Genomic DNA, 18,539 nt, shown 5'->3' with positions numbered 1-18,539 from the left:
GGGTCTATTTACAATGGCAATAGCGGCAAGGCACTGACCTTCTCTCCGTTGATTAATATCCCTGAGCTTAAAGAGGATCGGGGCAATTCGCCGGGACTTGTGGGAAAATTTTAGCATTCTTCATCGCCTATTGCGTAAGCTGTTTAAGATGGAATGTTGCTCCCGTGGGAAGGAAGTGAGGTAAGGAAGTGGCAAGAGGAAAAAATTGAATTGTCCAGAGCAACATAACTCTGGACATACCATGCAGAGACGTTAACGAATGTCATGTAGTGGCACACTCAGACATAACAACCACTGAGAGCAACCCACGACACGCGTGCAAGGCTTTAATACTGAAATCAGTGTTCATTTTAAACATGCGAAAGGCCATCCGTTTTTGCCTGCGCAGAGAAATAGATTTTGCTGCGCACATAGTCCCAGCATTCAGGCTTTTTTGCCCATTCCGAAATCATCCTGCCGTTCGCGGATTCAGTCAGAAGACTATTCACCCGATGGGCTAAACTGACAAGACGGTTCCCCATCGTTTCCTCAATGCCCTGTTGATTCCAGATCTCTGCCAGATTCGTTTGGCTGCCATAAAGATGTGAATAGGCGGCCACGGTATAGGCGGCGATATTCGCCTTAAATGCGGGGAAAAGTAAATTAATCAACTTATAGGCTTTTTTATAAATAATGGCCTGCGCGATGTAATTTTTAAAACTTTCAATGTTCAGTTCATCCCCATAACGCTCAGTATCCTTGTCGATCATCGTCATTAATGCGGCAAAGTTCTTCTGTCCGCCGAGGCTGACTAAATCCGGACGCTGGAGCCAGGCACAGTGATATTTTGCGAAATCGGTTTTCGTTATCCGACGTGATGCAGGGATCGCGTCTTTTAACCGTTTGATTCCAGAAGGTGTTTTACCTTCTCGTTCCAGCATAACCTTATAACTGCCGTTCGCTCGCTCGTAAAACCAACGACTATATCCGTCCGGGCAATACACCGTGTTTGCCATTTTTTCCAGCTGTACATGTACCGGTCGATTGGCTGACAAATCGGAAATATTGACTTTATTCTGGCTATTCGAGAAGCGCGAAATATCCGCAATTAACATCTCTTCTTGTGCATTATTCGTCTGTTTCAGCACAATAACTTTTGCGGGTACACGCACGTTACGCAGATTAGTTGCCGGGAATTTCTTTTTGGTGAAAAACATGGAAGCCGTCGTCTGTCCACCGTTGACGATCTGCACTCCCTGCATCCACGCAATACCTGGGCCACCTCCTGGCGCTTCGCCAAGTCTGACCTGATCGGCAACAATCACAATGCCGTTGTTATAAGCCATAAAACGCTCAGGCTGCTCACGTAAGGTGTCGCGAATCCCCTTGTTGACTTTCCCCGTCTGGCTCAGAAATGAACGAACGTTCGCTTCCAGAATCCGGTTGCCATATTTTTCATAAATAAATCGCAGCGTCTCGCCCGGAACCACCGTCAGCGCATAATCATATTCACCCATTTCATCCGGGATCCAGACACAGGGGAGTGCGCCCCCCGCCACCTCATCAAAATTAACCTGCAGTTCGTCGCGTGGCTTACCTTCCTGCCAGTGGTTAAACAGGCGGACAATGTCCATAACCTCTAATTTAATAGTTTTACCGGCCACGTCGCGGGGCTGATACCAGCGGGTTTTCACCTGACCATCGGTCAGTACATAAACTCTGATTTGCTCCAGTTCCGTATAGGACTGTTCGATGGTCGTCACCAGTTGCCAGGCATCATTGGACTGATCCAGCGTGGAAGATAATTTACCGTCAACACACTTCTGCAAAAATTGAATGCAGTGGCCGGCAATCGCTTTTGTCTCAGCATCCGGGACATGACAAAGCTCGTCGCTACCGTGATAAATGCTGACAAAGAGGTCAAGTTGATCGCCATCTTCTGAGAAGGCATAACCGCTGAGACGCACATTGTGTCCACTGACTTTAGCCATAAAGTGACACGTCTCGGCATCGTCGAATGTCATGCCGATATCGGCCATATGACGCATAACAGTATCGGTAAAAATCAGCTCCTGAAAAGGCGACTCTATCCCCGGCTGAGCCATCTGGTCCTGATATTCCTTGCGAATCTCATTCTGCGTTTGACGTAAAAAATCAATAAGTTCCATGCGGTAATCCTGCAAAGTCTGACAAGCAATGGTTAAAATTTTGAGCCTGAGAAATAAGTGTCTGGAGTTCGAGTTGATAGAACGCACTCACCACCGGCAACGGGACATTGGCATGCGTCAAAGAGGGAAAACCCGCTTCAATGGGGAGTGCAAACGCCTCTGTCAGCAAGAAATGACGTGTATAGAATTCAGCATGTTCAGTGAAATATCCGACATGACAAAGCGACCCCTCAAAAAGACAAGCCGCCTGAGCGTTTCCCTCAAACCTCTGACGAAGACGGTTAATAATGTCATTCAGGGTCGCGCCAGTGGGATGCTCGCTGAAGCGCAAACCGCACAACATGAGCGAGCCAGGCCGCTGCCAGTCCAGTTGTTCAAGAGAGTGGATGGTTACGCAAAAGCCCTGCTCTGCTGTGGTGCTTTTTACCTCAATGGCACGTTCATCGAGTTCAAAATCCTGTAGCCCATGCTGTGGTCCTACCCATGCTCCGACTGCCGTTGGCGACGCAAGACCGCTCTCGATCAACCGTTCCAGACACGTCAATTCCCCGATTAATCCCACTTCTTCTTCGTGACTGAGTGGACGGGTATCGCGCTCCATAAACGTCTGCCATAAACGAATCCGACGGAGCAGGGTTTCAAACAAACGCGGTCCAGAAACGTTCAGGAGCGAATGGAGAATATCCAGAATCATCGTCGTAAAGACATCCGCATTCCCCGTTTGCTGGCGACGGATCATCAAACCATTCTGCCGCCCCTCCTCTGTTCCGGTTATCTCAACGCGAAATCCTTTACAGGACGGCAGCGCCGTCGCCCCCAACGAAAGAGGATGAGAAAATACGGCAATCAGCATTTCTTCATTATCAGGCTGACGACGCCCGGCATGAAAGCTACAGCCCTGGTGCGTAAAAAGCCGAATCCCGCGCCAGCCCTGTGAGCCGGGCTGTTCGTCTATCTGAAAGCGATCTAAGGCTTTCCAGGCCGCCAGTAGATCATCTTTACTCAGCCGCACCATACTCTTGCTCCCACAGTACGTTGTTCACTTTGTACTCTACCGTTACCCCACTGCGGCTTCCCGGAAAACTGATGCCAAAAGCCACCACTGGCAAGGCATCGTCCTTATATTCCGTTGCCGACAATGCCTGTTGCGGGTCCAGTAAGTAAATGAGCAGTAGCCCTTTTTGACGCTGTGCAGGGATGTCGTTTATGCCAAATCCTTTGATCCGACGCAGTACTACGCCACCAGGAATGACGGGCTTCTCTCGCCCTTCATTACGTCCGGGATCGGCATGAAAAATACGCTGCGTTTCTACCAGCGCGGCAAGCCAGGTCGATTCATCGCAGTCTATCCCTTCATCGCGTGGAGAAAGTAAACGGCCAATGGAATAGCGGTCAGTGACCCCCTCAGACGCTTTACGCATCATAAGCGGGACGGGGAAGCCACATACAACGCGATGACGATCGACGCCCCCCCCTATCACCGCCACTGTCCATTGGGTGAGTTCATCAACACGATTCATCCGCGAAATGAAATCCGCCAGCAGTTTACTGTTGGCTTTTCTGGCCTGAGCGTGGGTCTCATATTCCGTTAAGAAATCAATGACTGGCTCGGGAGATACGTTTTGCCAGATGACTCCATTCCATTTTTCAATCTTCTCTCCGCGTCGTCTCTCAGGGATCGGCGCGCCAGAACCGACACGTCCGGTCAGACGCTGGAAGGCCGAGTAGTTATGCTTGTGGTACTCCGGCTCTCTAAACAATGAAATCGTTTCGACCACCGAGCCACTGAAAGACAGCCATAGTGAGCGCGCACTACGCATTTTTAAGGGTGATGTCACCATTAACACGGGGTGTGATTTCACTTTTAGCCCGAAATCACGCGGAGTTCCGCCGCTGGCGACCATATTGTCAAACTCTTCTCTCAGCTCTTCCGATGCATCAGCAATGTGCTCAAACCATTCAATCAGCTCATCGGTGGTATACAGCCGACATACGTCCAGATATCCCTGGCGATAGCCAAACCAGCGCCCCATCTGCATTAACGTGTCATACATGCGGGAGGCGCGTAAGAAATAACTGGTGCATAATCCCTCAAGCGTTAACCCTCGAGCCAGTTTGTCTCCGCCAATCGCAATAACTTTTAAACCTGTCGCACTGTCTGAATAATCAAGCGCATCCTTCGCCGTTCCGTTTATCATTCGTACAGACACGTTTTCGATCACGTTATACAGCTTGTCAACGATCTCCTGCCACGCGAAGGGGTCGTCTGGAACCTGCTGCGGCATAACGTCGCGAATCGTCTGACAAGTCGGCAAAAAGTCAGCCTGCCAGAGTGATTCAAGCTGATGTAAAAAAAGCTCATGTCCAATCTTTCGCGTCAACCGCTGTCTCACATCCTGAATGTAGGCATCAATATGCTCATAAACGACCGATTGCACTTTATTGAAGCGGGTCACATGGACAAGCATCGAACTGTGTTTATCTCCCTGACCGCGTAATTCTCGGACGCAGCACGCCAGCAAAAAGCTATCGATGGCGTGTTTTAACGAGTCAGGGAAATGGGTTAGCGTATCAAGCGTGGGATGGTGCGAGCTCTTATGAGAAACTGGCATCCACCCTCTTTTTCCATCATCGCTACAATGATCGCTCACCCGCCTGATCAAAGGGAGTTCACCAGTCCGGCCTTCCGCGGTTGCCCGACCGAATACCCTCGCAGGGCCGATGTAATTAGAAGGTGCGCCGAGGTTAATGATAAAGGCTGAAGGGAACAAATCCGGGCCTTCATCACGCGTTTCATTGCTCTCGTGAATAAAAATATTGGCAAAGGGCGTGGCGGTATAGCCGACATATGCCTTACGGCTGAACTGCACCAACAGCTTACGAATCAGACTATTGATTGCCGTTGGCTGATGTTCAGCATCCGGTTTTCCATCGTCATCGTAAACGATTTCCCCCGTATCAACTGAGGCGTTATCCGCTTCATCATCAATCATCAGCAGCGGTAATTCCGAAACGAAACGCTTTCCGGTGACGGGATCAACGCTAGTGGCAACATGGTTTTCAATCCAGGTATGCAGGCGCTTCAAAATAGATTTATTTTTCTTTACCACGAACAGCCAGGGCCGTTGCTCGGGGCTGATCCCCAGATTCTTAGCCACTCCGGCACTGAAGTCGCCCTTTTCAGATCGGTTGGTGACGTAATTGGGACGAATGACGGGATCGCTATCAATATCACCCACCCCAATGATGGTCACTTTTTCTCTAAGTGGACTCGTCTCGTAGCCAAGAAATCCCTCATCAAGACGCATTTGGGTTTGCGATCGGAGATTATTATGCAAACCAGCAAGCACAATGATTATCTTATATCCCGCATCCGCGGCTTTACAGATCAGACCGGTATAGTGGCTGGTTTTCCCCGACTGAACATGGCCGACCACCAGACCACGCCGGTCCCAACGCCCTTCCCGCCCAGGCTGCTCAAGTAATCCAAGAACACGATCCGTTGAACGGTCAAGGGTATCCAGTACCCCCCAAGACATTGTTTTACCAAGCCATTGGCGATATCGGTGCCAGTATCGCCACTCGCGTTTCGCATCAGCGGTCAACCAAGGTCTATGCCCTTCGTCATTACTCAGAGAAGTATCTTCTCCCATCCAGATGCTATAACGGCGGATCAACTCTTCGACCAAAATCTCCCGGTTATCAAGGCAGATCCATCCCGGTTTCATCTGACAAACCATGTCAATATGTTGACGCAGAATACTAGGGGTAATCGTGCTTTTATCTTGGCCTTGCAGGAGCGTCTGCACAATCTGCAATACACTCAGTTGTGTGTCATCTAGGGGATTCATAGCGATTTCTCGTGTTGATCGTCGGGGAGTTGTGCAATTAATTCGGGATAATTATCGAAGGGTTCCATATTTTGCAGATGCTGCTTCGCTAGCGCCGGTGACAGCGCCTGCTGACCAACCAAGGTCTTGTACATGACCTGCAATACGGATAACACCTCTGCGGGCGGTGCTGTTTCAAAGCCTGTCCGCGGCGTCTCTTTTGACTCAGCCGTATCAAGCCAGATTTGCTGAACCGGAACGGTTTCCTCAATCAGTCTTAGCATGGCCTGAATTTGTGGAGATAACTCACCAGCCTGCGAAAGGACATTGTTGATGACAGGATGTTGTAATGAAATCTGGTAACGAACACCTGATGACGTCTTCTGCGCCTGCCAGAGGTGAACGAGTTCCTTGCCGGGTTTGCGCTTATTCATTTTCCCGCGTTTTGCAAATGTCCTTACCGCACGGTCACGTGTTGATTGCGCCAGTTGGGTTAACCAAGGACGCAGCGAAACAGGCGGGCGCGCCATCGATTTACGAATATCAATCTTCCAGTCGATGTCGGCATCATTAGGAATATCCAGACGGATCCGCGCAAGGCGGTGGGTTTCATCTTTCGTCCAGGCCCGGGGACTACCGAGTCCAAGCCAGTTGCCCGCCACCAGCAATCGCTCATTCCGGTATACATAGAATCCTTGCTGAGCAGTCCAGCCTGCCGGTCCCTGAGCCTGTTGATACTCCTGCGTCGTCAGGTGATCCTGATGCGGCAGAACATGGCATTCCACTTTCACGGCAGGGGCACCTGGCGCCATTGCCGCAGGCGAATGCCAGGGCTTGGAAGGATGCCCGCTGAGAAAGGGATCCCAGGCTTTAATTTTGCGACCATTGAGGGTGAGAGTGAGTCTGGGAGAGCCCCCCTCAAGGAATCGGTGAAATACCATCCCCAGATGTTGTTCAACGCCATCCATCAGATTGAGGAAATCTTTCTCACCGGAGCCGGGGGTGACAATTCGGTCTAAGACGTCCCACAGCACCACCGTACCGTGGGCGTCAGGTTCCGCATTTGCTAGCGCCTCCTGACTTCCTGAGTCAGCACCTTCAAGCAAATACCAACCGTCGTCCGTACTTGCGGCGAGAATATCCAGATCCCACCGCAGGATCGTCGTTACCCCCTCTTTTTTGGAAGAGACAGTCAGGCGGCGGCATTGCGAAAAGGAGGCGGTTTTGAGTCCAAGACCGAAGCGGCCCAGATCGTGTCCTGGGCGCTTTGTCAGCGGGTTTTTGACACCCAGTCGCATTGCAACATCCAGTTCAGGGGCCGACATGCCGCAGCCATTATCCCGAACCGCGATATAGCTATCCGCCTCACACCAGTAAAAGGTCAGATCGACCTTACGGGCACCGGCACTAATACTGTTGTCGATGATGTCAGCCAGTGCGGTGGCGGTGTTGTAACCGAGCCCTCGCAGAGCTTCGATCATAATTGCTGCATTCGGTGGCGCATGGCGCATGGTCGTCATTCTTCTTCTTCCTGCATCTCAATCAACGCGGTTTCCCACTGTTCAACGAAGCCGCCTAATTTTGACGCCCGGCTATGATAACGGAGCTTACGGAGCGCTTTGGCTTCTATCTGACGTATCCTTTCTCGCGTGACATCAAACTGTTTACCTACCTCTTCCAACGTGAAATCTTGCGTCATGCCGATGCCAAAACGCATTTTTATAATCTGTGTTTCGCGTGGCAGCAGCGTATCCAGAACCGATGAAATGCGCTCTCTTAGCTCCAGAGACTGAACAGGGGCACTGGTAAAATCCCTTTTAGTCAGCAGCGCATCCCCCGGCAACGCCACTTTGCGGTCATGGGCGTCATCATGAAAATCGCCAATCAGCGCCGTCTGTTCTTCATATTTAGCCATCCGAAGAAGCTGACGCTCTGGCAGGTCGGTCATTTTCTGTAACTGTTTGAGGGTGGGCGTTATCCCCTGGCGATGCAGAAACTGATCCCGACAGATCCGCCAGCGCCTGAATTGCTCATAGAAGTGAACGGGTAAACGGATGAGCTGCGCCTGATCGGCAATCGCACGTGTGATCTTCTGGCGGATCCACCAAGAGGCATAGGTGGAGAATTTAAATCCGCGCCGATAGTCGAATTTTTCAACGGCCTTGATCAAACCCAGATTGCCTTCTTGGATCAGGTCCTCGACATCTAATCCTTGCCCGCAGTATTTTTTCGCAATCGCGACTACAAGACGCAAATTAGCGTGGATTAATCCCTCCCAAGCCTCTCTGTAACTACTTACAAACAGACTCATTTTATGGCATTCATCAGGGATGAGCGTTCGGGCGCGCTCGACTATCAGTTGCAGGTCAGCGTACTCCGGACGGGGAATATGATTATCTTGGTACTCTTCTGCTTTTCCACTTCTCAACAGAAAGAGAAGATCGTTAAAGCTGATGGCGTCTTCGTAATCGGATGCGGAAGACATTTGCTCATCCGCTTCTTCCGCGTCGTCTTCTTCAGAAATCTCAGGCGCTGGCGCCGGAAGTCGATTCGGATGTAGCAACTGAAGATATTCTGCTTCGGGTAATTCCGCCAGGATCATCATCAAATTGATAAGCGCCGTATCCATGCGCTGCCCGAGTCGTTCTTCCTTTGTTTTATCCACGACATCCCATTGGCGAATGTCCACAAGATAACGTTCAAAGATGCCGGACTGCCGCAATGCACCGAAAGCGTCAAACCAAGGTTCGAGATCGTCACTCGCTGTTAATGCCCCATAGACATCACTTTCTGGGAAAGCATCATCGCCATCCACAATCAGAGGTAAGTCCTTGATCAATGCCTCTACGCTGACCCGTAGTTCAGGCCACGACATACCGAAATCCTCTTCCCCGGCAAACCGGATGTCACGCACAGAGACACGACCGGCATTCAGTGCGCCAGCGAGCAACGTTGAGAGATGAGGATAATTTTGCGAAGAGTGAGAGACTGGCTTCGGCGGGTCAGGAAGCGTGAGTTCGATATCGCTCCACTCAGCAGCGTCATCTTTCGGGCGATAGCGGGATAATAATTGCTGAACCTCCGCGGAAGCGTGTCGTAATGTCAGATTATCTTCGGCGGGTTCCGATTCGACTTCAGCGTCCCACAGCATGAAATCCATTGCGGCTTCGGTTTCGGGAGGTTCTGTTTCAACTTCAACATCGGCCTCAACCTCAACCTCAACCTCAACCTCAACTACGGCATCATCGACTGGCCCTCTCGCTGGTTGCTGCCCGGCAGGCGAATGAGATTGCCGATAACGGGCCAACAGATCACGTAGCATTTGCTCCTGTGCGAGGTCACTGGCGCATAACCCGAGGTTGTTTTGATGTTCAACATCGACACCCGCACGCAACAACATTTCGCAAATAGCGAAATGTCCATTCTGGGCCGCAATCATCAATGGGCTATTTCCCAGAGAATCTCGTGAATCTTTCGGTAATCCCCTGCTGAGATGAAGCTCCACCACGGAGAAGACTCCGCTTTTTAGCGCCCGAATAAGTAAAGTGGGAATGCGATAAAACTCAGAAACAGAGCGATGCATGTTGACAGTTTTTCCTTGTAAACCTCACACACAGAAATGCAATCTATCTTAAAGGGGGAAAGCCGAATTTGGTACTATATATGAACAACCTGTCATTTTAAGTGCCAGCATTAGCCTTCATTATGTGGAATAATTATCAAGGCGCAGTATATTGGATTTTTCACTAACACAAAAGGGGTGGGTCTTGCCGATTGTCCTGAATGCGTTTCCACTGAAAGTCCCTGAATTGGAGTTGAAATTTGTCCAGATACCCTACGACAAGACAACTCTAGATAGCCTCCGCTCCTCCCATAAAGAGACGCACGTCTTCCGGCGTCAGGGTGACAATATTCAGATCTTTTCGAGTGATGGTACGTTCCCCAAATCTGGTACACAGCATACACTGCAATTAAAGGATAATTTGGGAACCTTTTGCTCTTTGGTTAAAGATGGTCTGCTCAAGCACTTCGCTGGATTGGGCCGAACTCCTTGCGGTTTCAATCCTATCGAGGTGGTAAGTGCCAAACCAAAAGACAATCTTTTAGCCTCAATTCTTGGTGAGACTTATCCCTTAAAAATTTGTGCCAAATACTCAATCGACACCCGTACTGTTCAGGGCCAACCGTGTCTTATAATTGATTGCACAACACGTCGTGTAGTAAAAGAGAACTGCCTGTTTTTCCTAAAAACCGGATTTAATGTTATTGGTCGCTACGTCGTCACCGAGCAAGATGACGGATTTAGAAAACTTTTAGGTTTTGTAGAAAGCTGCCACGAAGGGAGAACTTTGAGTGTCATTCGTCCTGATGGCCAAGCTATTCATGCTGAGGCGAAAGACGTTTATCTCGAAGCTAGTCGAGCGAATTTTGACGACTACATCCTTCATACGCATGGTACGAAGAAAGACTCCATTGTCGAACATATTCGGAAGTCCGTTTCCATTTTCAACGGAGGTGAGAATAAAAAAGATCGCATCGAAGCCCTTAAGAAGTATATCCAAGCGACAAACATCTCGCTGCTCGATGGGACGCGTATCGAAATAGAGGATCCATCCGACATTCAAAAAGATTGTGCACAAATGCAAAAGCCGGTGTTCGTCTTCAACGATAATGGTGAAGCAGATTGGACGGAGAAGGGTCTTACACAAAATGGCCCCTATACAAAACGTACCTTCGATAGGAACGATCCGTCAATCTGCGTGATCTGCGCCCAACATGACAGAGGGCGAGTCGAGCAGTTCGTACGTAAGCTTCTGAAAGGCATGGCTAATAGCAAATATTTTAAAAATGGTCTTGAGGGAAAATTTGCACTTGGAACCAGTCGTGTTGAAGTGTTCGAAACATCCACAAACAGCGTCGATGCATACAAAAGTGCCATCGAAGCTGCAATCCGCAAAAAAGCTGATGACGGAGGACGTTGGGATCTCGCCCTCGTACAAGTGCGACAGTCATTCAAACAACTCAAAGTTACTGATAATCCTTACTATCTTGGTAAAAGCCTATTTTACATGCACCAAGTTCCTGTACAGGATTTCACAATAGAGCTGCTATCGCAGTCAGATTATTCACTCGGCTACTCGCTTAACAACATGTCATTAGCCTGCTACGCGAAGATGGGTGGAGTACCGTGGCTGCTCAAATCATCGCCAACTCTATCCCATGAACTCGTGATCGGCATTGGCAGTGCCAATATCGTCCAAGAGCGTGGTGCCCACAATCAGCGCATCATGGGAATCACCACCGTATTTTCGGGAGACGGAAGTTACATTGTTTCGAGTACGTCCAATGCCGTTGTGCCGGAAGCTTACTGCGAGGCCCTAACCTCTGTTCTAGGAGAGAATATAGAAAAAATACAAAGGCGAATGAATTGGCAGAAAGGCGATTCGATTCGTTTAATTTTTCATGCACAAGTCAAAAAGTTTAACAAGGAAGAGGTTCAGGCAGTCCGTACGGTGATCGATAAGTATAGAGATTACCAGATCGAGTATGCCTTCGTGAAAATCTCAGAGAATCACGGACTCCACATGTTCGACTCTTCAACGGCAACCATGCCTAAAGGACGCCTGGCGACGCATCGCGGAAAAACGTTCAAGCTTTCTAAAAACGAAATGCTTGTTTACCTGATCGGCCAACGTGAATTACGACAAGAAACGGACGGTCATCCACGTGGTGTGATCGTCAACGTTCATAAAGACTCGACCTTCAAAGATATTAAGTATTTGAGTGCTCAGCTCTATAGTTTCGCATCACACTCCTGGCGTAGTTACTTCCCCAATCCCATGCCAGTTACCATCACTTATTCCGATCTTATCGCCCATAATTTAGGATGGTTGAATCAGCTTCCGGGCTGGAGTGACTCTGTCATGATTGGAAAAATAGGGCATTCACAATGGTTCCTATAGAGAAAGAAAACGTTTATCAGCTACGCGACTATTTTCACAGTAAGGTGATCGAATCCGCTCACATTGATCCATTTAAGTCCTGCTTTTTTAGTCTCCTGGAAGGAGTTAAAAGCTGCATTACGAATTTTAGCTTTGCGGACTTATCTTTATACCAACGCTGTGCAATTTCAGGTTTAGGTATTCTGGATGAAACTATCTCGGTCCAAGATGTCTCTCGCCTGCTCGGACAAGCTCCCAAGATTGATTCAACACCGAGACCTTGGGTATCGGATATGTTCGGTGTAATGGCAGTGAAATGGCTAACCGCACAGATGCAAGATGAGAGCATAGATCACGAGTTCGAAAAGTGGATTTCAGGGTTTCTGGCTCAGCAGATTGAAAGCAACCATCTAAGTATCTTCGAGAAAGATATCGCGGCATATGTCAGTAACAGCGAATCAGCCTCCTTTAGTAGTGCCTGCATACCACTCTTCCTTCATTATCGAAAGTTACTGAAGATCAATAGCCATCAGAACCGACTTTCTCTTGTCGAACGTTTCATGAGCGAATTTCAAGCACAAGCTACAGAAAATCCTTCAGTTACTCTCTTGTGCGTAATGCTTTACGTTTTTAATCAAATTAATCAGGAAATTGCCATTGCTCCACCGTCTGGATGGACACTGGATGACCTGCTAAGATTTCTGGAACATATCCCTGCTGGGTTAAAACGGTGGACATGGGAGGACTCAGGTCGAACCAGAGGCGCAGAACCCGTAAAGTGGCAAGTTGAAAATGAATATCATGTTCAGAATCTGCTTTATATCCTACTTGCACCAATATTCAACGATATTGCAGATGAGGTGAATCTTCAGCCTGTCGGGCAAAAAAATCCCCGCATTGACCTTTATTTGCCATCACTGCACACAATTATTGAAGTAAAGTACCGCAAAGATACAAAAAAATCTTTTCCAACATTAATTGGAGAAATCGCCGAAGACGCTTCTCTCTATCGTGTTGACGAAATTTATAAGGATTCTTATATCATCAGCTTCCTGTGGGACTGCACACGTTCAACGCAAGAACATACGAAGTTTAAGGAGGGGGTATTGAAGATAAATGGCATTGATGGTTGCGTAGTAATAAGCGCACCTTCAACGATGAGTTTCAAAAAGAAAGAATAGCTCTATTCTTCGCACACACAAAAAGAACTGTAGTGGTTTACTGAATTTGGCCACCTGAGCAGAGGTTATATGCTCACCTCAGAACAACACAGGTGCTCCAATGAAAAGAAGAAATTTTAGTCCTGAATTCAAACGCGAATCTGCTCAGCTGGTTGTCGATCAAAACTACACCGTCTCTGATGCCGCTAAGGCTATGGATGTAGGTCTTTCCACGATGACGAAATGGGTCAAACAACTGCGTGATGAGCGTCAGGGCAAAACGCCAAAAGCTTCCCCGATAACGCCGGAACAAATCGAAATACGTGAGCTCAGGAAGAAGATGCAACGTATTGAAATGGAAAACGAAATATTAAAAAAGGCTACCGCGCTCTTGATGTCAGACTCCCTGAACAGTTCTCGATAATCGGGAAACTCAGGGCGCGTTATCCTGTGGCCACACTCTGCCATGTGTTCGGGGTTCATCGCAGCAGCTACAAATACTGGAAAAACCGTCCTGAAAAGCCAGACGGCAGACGGGCTATATTACGCAGTCAGGTACTTGAGCTGCATGGCATCAGCCACGGTTCGGCCGGAGCAAGAAGCATCGCCACAATGGCAACCCAGAGAGGCTACCAGATGGGGCGCTGGCTTGCTGGCAGGCTCATGAAAGAGCTGGGACTGGTCAGTTGCCAGCAGCTGACTCACCGGTATAAGCGTGGCGGTCATGAGCACGTTGCTATCCCGAATCATCTTGAGCGACAGTTCGCCGTAACGGAGCCCAACCAGGTGTGGTGCGGTGATGTGACCTATATCTGGACAGGTAAACGATGGGCGTACCTCGCCATTGTTCTCGACCTGTTCGCAAGAAAACCAGTGGGCTAGGCAATGTCGTTCTCGCCGGACAGCAGACTCACCATGAAAGCGCTGGAAATGACATGGAAAACTCGCGGTAAGTCCGTCGGGGTGATGTTCCACAGCGATCAGAGTAGTCATTATACAAGCAGGCAGTTCCGGCAGTTACTGTGGCGATACAGGATCAGACAGAGTATGAGCCGGCGCGGAAACTGCTGGGATAACAGCCCAATGGAGCGCTTCTTCAGGAGTCTGAAGAGCGAATGGGTGCCGGTGACGGGTTACGTAAGCTTTAGCGATGCAGCTCACGCCATAACGGACTATATTGTTGGATATTACAGTGCACTAAGACCGCACGAATATAATGGTGGGTTACCACCAAACGAATCGGAAAACCGATACTGGAAAAACTCTAACGCGGTGGCCAGTTTTTGTTGACCACTACACTGCAACTCGATCCACGCCGTGTTGTAGCCTTGTTCATGTAGAATGGTACTCATCGTGTGCCGGAATCCATGTCCTGTCGCTTTCCCGTGATAACCAATTCGCTTCAACACCTGATTGATGCTCGCTTCACTCATTGGTTTGGTGATGTCATTCCGCCCAGGAAATACCAATGAATATCGCCCTGTAACCACTTGGATTTCGCGCAGTGCTTCTACCACCTGAGTTGACAACGGCACCATGTGTGGTCGCCGCATCTTCATGCGTTCTTTAGGCACTTCCCAGATCGCTTTATCAAGATCAAACTCTTTCCACTCCGCCAGACGTAGCTCAATAGTACGTACACCGGTCAGCATCAGAATACGGGTTGCAAGTCGAGTGATTGGGCTACCCGAATAGGCTTCTAGCGCTTGCAAGAACTTAGGCAGTTCTTCAGCGAGTAGATGAGGGAAATGTTGCGACTTTGGTGTTGCCAATGCACCGGATAGCTCAGAAGCAGGATTGCTTTCCGCCCGGCCAGTAACAATCGCGTATCTGAATACCTGATTACACGCCTGACGAATTTTGCGCAGTTTATCGAGTACACCGCGCTTCTCTAGCTTACGCAGCGTCGTCAGCATCTCCAGCGGCTTTATCTCTGCAATGGGTCGCTTGCCGAGATCTGAGAAGATGTCGTTTTCAAATGTTTCCATTAAGTCGTCAGCGTAGCCTTTTGACCATCCGGTACGCTTATACTCATGCCATTCCAGCGCGATAGCTTTGAAGTTATTTTCAACACTTGCCTTCTGCGCCAGTTTTTCAACACGCTTTTCTTCGCTTGGGTCTCCACCAAGCGCAACAACCTTGCTTGCTTCCTCTCGCTTCAAGCGAGCATCTGACAATGAGATATCGGGAAAAACGCCGATGGAGAGCTTTTTCTCTTTACCCAGCACGCGATATTTCAAGCGCCAATATTTAGCACCATTGGGTTTGATCAGCAGGTAAAGCCCACCGCCATCCGTTAGTTTGTATTCTTTCTCTCTTGGTTTTGCAGTGTCGATCTGCCGTGCATTTAGTGGCATAGGGGCCCCTAATTTCCATTGAACGAGATGAGCCCCCGCAAAGGCCCCCAGACACCACTTGATTTGGGTAGAACCAGGTAGACTTTGGTTGAGCTCGCGACAGAAAAATCCAGTGATATCAGGGAGTATAAAGCAAAGAGAGAGAGTTCAGTAGAAGTGTGTTGACTTGAATTTGGTACGCCCTACAGGATTCGAACCTGTGACCTACGGCTTAGAAGGCCGGTGCTCTATCCAACTGAGCTAAGGGCGCATGGGGAACAGGGTCGGATTATACGGCGCGAAGCCGTCGAGTCAACGATTTTGCTTACTAAGCCAATCTGTTGCTGCACTATTGAACAGCCCGCTCCGAATCTGTGCCTGACAGCGGCGCGCGCTTCTGCCAGAATAGGCGCCATCTCCCGTTTCAACTCAACACAGATGGATCCTCTCTCTGATGGCAGCAAAGATTATTGACGGTAAAACGATTGCGCAGCAGGTGCGCCTTGAGGTTGCAGAAAAAGTGCAGCAGCGTCTGGCCGCGGGTAAACGCGCGCCTGGCCTGGCGGTGGTACTGGTAGGTGAGAACCCGGCTTCACAAATCTACGTGGGCAGCAAACGCCGTGCCTGTGAAGAAGTGGGCTTTATCTCCCGCTCTTACGATTTGCCGGCCTCCACCAGCGAAGCGGAGCTGCTGGCGCTGATCGATAAGCTGAACGACGATAGCGAAATTGACGGCATTCTGGTGCAGCTGCCGCTCCCGGCAGGCATTGATAACGTAAAGGTGCTGGAGCGCATCTCGCCGTCAAAAGACGTCGATGGATTCCATCCTTATAACGTTGGTCGCCTGTGCCAGCGCGCGCCTAAGCTGCGTCCCTGTACGCCGCGCGGCATCGTCACGCTGCTAGAGCGTTATAACATTGACACCTTTGGCCTGAACGCCGTGGTGGTTGGCGCGTCCAATATCGTTGGTCGTCCAATGAGCATGGAGCTGCTGCTGGCAGGCTGCACCACTACCGTTACCCATCGCTTTACCAAAAACCTTCGTCACCATATCGAACATGCCGATCTGTTGGTGGTGGCCGTAGGTAAACCAAACTTTATTCCTGGCGACTGGATCAAGCCTGGCGCGATCGTGATTGACGTGGGCATTAATCGTCTGGAAAGCGGCAAAGTGGTTGGTGACGTAGATTTTGCTGCAGCTTCCGAGCGGGCAGCTTATATTACGCCGGTTCCAGGCGGTGTTGGCCCGATGACCGTGGCAACGCTGATTCAGAATACCCTGCAAGCCTGCGAAGAATTTCATGATGGAGCAGTACAATAATGGCAACTTTTTCTCTGGGTAAACATGCCCACGTCGATTTATGCGATCTGCTGAAGCTGGAAGGTTGGGTGGAAAGCGGCGGTGCGGCAAAAGACGCAATCGCGGACGGCCAGGTTACGGTAGATGGCAAAACAGAAACCCGTAAACGCTGTAAAATCGTTGCGGGCCAGACCGTCAGCTTTAACGGCAACAGCATCACCGTCGCTGAGTAAAGTCAGCTGCAGGCTGCATTTTAAAAGCTGAGCGGTCGGTGAAGAAAGTAAAAACCATTCAGGAGCCAATCGGCTCCTGAACTTTTTTAGCTTATTTACGACGCCAGCTGGTTCCCTGCGGGCCGTCTTCCAGCACGATCCCCATTTCGACCAGCTTGTCACGCGCCAGGTCAGCCTGCGCCCAGTTTTTCTCTTTACGTGCATCCAGGCGCATTTTGATCAGCGCTTCGATCTCGGCGACCTCATCGTCGTTACTTTGCGCACCGCTCTGCAAAAAGACTTCAGGATCCTGTTCCAGCAGGCCCAGCACGCCAGCCAGCTGACGCAGTTTTGCCGCCAGCCCGTTTGCGGCCGCCCTGTCTTCGGTTTTCAGGCGGTTAACGTCGCGCGCCATATCAAAGAGCACGGAATAGGCTTCCGGCGTGTTGAAATCGTCGTCCATCGCCTCGCGGAAACGGGCTTCAAAAGCCTCGCCGCCCACGGCTTCAGCCTGCGGATCGGTGTTGCGCAGCGCGGTATAAAGCCTCTCCAGCGCCGCGCGCGCCTGCTTCAGGTTATCTTCGCCGTAATTCAGCTGGCTGCGATAGTGGCCCGACATCAGGAAGTAGCGCACGGTCTCGGCATCGAAATAGCCCAGCACGTCGCGCACGGTAAAGAAGTTGTTCAGCGACTTGGACATCTTTTCACGGTCAACCATCACCATGCCGGAATGCATCCAGTAGTTGACGTAGGGGCCGTCATGCGCGCAGGTAGACTGGGCGATTTCGTTTTCATGATGCGGGAACATCAGGTCGGAACCGCCGCCGTGAATATCGAAGTGCTCGCCAAGCTGCTTGCAGTTCATGGCGGAACATTCAATATGCCAGCCCGGACGCCCCTGGCCCCACGGCGAAGGCCAGCCCGGCTCATTGGCCTTGGACATTTTCCACAGCACAAAATCCATAGGATTACGTTTAACGTCGGCGGCCACCTCAACGCGCGCACCGGCCTGGAGCTGTTCCAGATCCTGACGCGACAGCAGGCCGTAATCGGCGTCGCTGGCAACAGAGAACATCACGTCGCCGTTGCTGGCGACGTAAGCATGGTCGCGCTCAATAAGCTTGCTGACCAGTTCAATGATGTCGGCGATATGGTGCGTAGCGCGAGGTTCCAGATCCGGCGGCAGAATATTCAGCGCGGCGAAGTCAGCGTGCATTTCCGCGATCATCCGATCGGTCAGCACGTCGATAGTTTCGCCGTTTTCGTTGGCGCGCTTGATGATTTTGTCATCAATATCGGTGATGTTACGCACGTACTTCAGCGAGTAGCCTAAATAGCGCAGATAGCGGGCGACCACGTCAAAGGCAATAAAGGTGCGCCCGTGACCAATATGACACAGGTCATAGACGGTGATGCCGCACACGTACATGCCGATTTGACCGGCATGAATAGGCTTAAATTCCTCTTTTTGACGACTCAGGGTGTTGAAAATCTTTAGCATTGAGACATTCCGTTTTTAACGTGTGCGATCGTGATAGTAACAGGCATATTCTGCCGTATTGTTAACGCAAGCGCCACGCAAAGCAAGGTTCGGCACGCTTCCGTTTATGCG

Annotated in this window: 11 protein-coding genes, 1 tRNA gene and 1 pseudogene; 5 read left to right on the top strand and 8 right to left on the bottom strand. The window is 50.0% G+C overall.

All coding sequences use genetic code 11. The features are described from left to right. Window positions 1-350 precede the first annotated feature (350 nt). The 5 genes from mzaE to mzaA are packed head-to-tail and all read right to left on the bottom strand — an operon-like array spanning window position 351 to window position 9,560. Window positions 351-2,147, bottom strand: coding sequence for an MZA anti-phage system associated AIPR family protein MzaE (gene mzaE / locus QCD69_RS13445; RefSeq protein ID WP_301252389.1), 1,797 nt, complete (start codon window positions 2,145-2,147; stop codon window positions 351-353). Continuing rightward, on the bottom strand, window positions 2,134-3,162 hold the full coding sequence (mzaD, locus tag QCD69_RS13440) for an MZA anti-phage system associated PD-(D/E)XK motif protein MzaD (protein ID WP_301252388.1): 1,029 nt from the start codon (window positions 3,160-3,162) through the stop codon (window positions 2,134-2,136). Before mzaD ends, mzaE begins: the two co-directional genes overlap by 14 nt. Continuing rightward, window positions 3,146-5,998, bottom strand: coding sequence for an MZA anti-phage system associated Z1 domain-containing protein MzaC (gene mzaC, locus QCD69_RS13435; RefSeq protein WP_301252387.1), 2,853 nt, complete (start codon window positions 5,996-5,998; stop codon window positions 3,146-3,148). Before mzaC ends, mzaD begins: the two co-directional genes overlap by 17 nt. After that, window positions 5,995-7,497 (bottom strand): MZA anti-phage system associated ATPase MzaB, encoded by a 1,503-nt coding sequence (gene mzaB, locus QCD69_RS13430; protein ID WP_301252386.1) that lies wholly within the window; start codon window positions 7,495-7,497, stop codon window positions 5,995-5,997. Before mzaB ends, mzaC begins: the two co-directional genes overlap by 4 nt. Beyond that, a complete protein-coding gene (gene mzaA, locus QCD69_RS13425) occupies window positions 7,494-9,560 on the bottom strand; it encodes an MZA anti-phage system associated sigma-70 family RNA polymerase sigma factor MzaA (RefSeq protein ID WP_301252385.1) in 2,067 nt (688 codons plus the stop codon). Before mzaA ends, mzaB begins: the two co-directional genes overlap by 4 nt. A 151-nt stretch (window positions 9,561-9,711) precedes the next feature. On the opposite strand from mzaA, the gene QCD69_RS13420 reads away from it, so the two are divergent. The 3 genes and pseudogenes from QCD69_RS13420 to QCD69_RS13410 all read left to right on the top strand — a co-directional run bounded on the left by QCD69_RS13420 (window position 9,712) and on the right by QCD69_RS13410 (window position 14,369). Further along, on the top strand, window positions 9,712-11,940 hold the full coding sequence (locus QCD69_RS13420) for an argonaute/piwi family protein (RefSeq protein ID WP_301252383.1): 2,229 nt from the start codon (window positions 9,712-9,714) through the stop codon (window positions 11,938-11,940). After that, window positions 11,928-13,100, top strand: a complete 1,173-nt coding sequence (locus QCD69_RS13415) for a hypothetical protein (protein WP_301252382.1) — start codon at window positions 11,928-11,930, stop codon at window positions 13,098-13,100. The genes QCD69_RS13420 and QCD69_RS13415 overlap by 13 nt, the downstream gene beginning before the upstream one ends. A 100-nt stretch (window positions 13,101-13,200) precedes the next feature. Next, window positions 13,201-14,369 (top strand): annotated as a pseudogene (locus QCD69_RS13410) (IS3 family transposase). Here QCD69_RS13410 and QCD69_RS13405 read toward each other — a convergent pair. Both QCD69_RS13405 and QCD69_RS13400 read right to left on the bottom strand, forming a co-directional pair. Beyond that, a complete protein-coding gene (locus QCD69_RS13405; RefSeq protein WP_301252381.1) occupies window positions 14,267-15,436 on the bottom strand; it encodes a tyrosine-type recombinase/integrase in 1,170 nt (389 codons plus the stop codon). The pseudogene QCD69_RS13410 and the gene QCD69_RS13405 overlap by 103 nt on opposite strands. A 173-nt stretch (window positions 15,437-15,609) precedes the next feature. Beyond that, window positions 15,610-15,686 (bottom strand) — tRNA-Arg (locus QCD69_RS13400). Between the two features lie 183 nt (window positions 15,687-15,869). On the opposite strand from QCD69_RS13400, the gene folD reads away from it, so the two are divergent. Both folD and ybcJ read left to right on the top strand, forming a co-directional pair. After that, a complete protein-coding gene (gene folD, locus QCD69_RS13395) occupies window positions 15,870-16,736 on the top strand; it encodes a bifunctional methylenetetrahydrofolate dehydrogenase/methenyltetrahydrofolate cyclohydrolase FolD (protein ID WP_301252380.1) in 867 nt (288 codons plus the stop codon). Further along, the gene (gene ybcJ, locus QCD69_RS13390) at window positions 16,736-16,948 is read left to right on the top strand and encodes a ribosome-associated protein YbcJ (protein ID WP_301252378.1); all 213 of its coding nucleotides are present in this window, start codon (window positions 16,736-16,738) and stop codon (window positions 16,946-16,948) included. Before folD ends, ybcJ begins: the two co-directional genes overlap by 1 nt. Window positions 16,949-17,039: 91 nt before the next feature. On the opposite strand, the gene cysS is transcribed toward ybcJ, so the two are convergent. Continuing rightward, window positions 17,040-18,428: a cysteine--tRNA ligase gene (cysS, locus tag QCD69_RS13385; protein WP_301252376.1), complete on the bottom strand. Its 1,389-nt coding sequence runs from the start codon at window positions 18,426-18,428 to the stop codon at window positions 17,040-17,042. Window positions 18,429-18,539 lie beyond the last annotated feature (111 nt).

Origin of the sequence: Erwinia sp. PsM31 (assembly GCF_030433775.1) — a bacterium.
GTDB lineage: Bacteria > Pseudomonadota > Gammaproteobacteria > Enterobacterales > Enterobacteriaceae > Erwinia > Erwinia aeris.
This window is presented reverse-complemented; position numbering and strand designations above follow the sequence as displayed.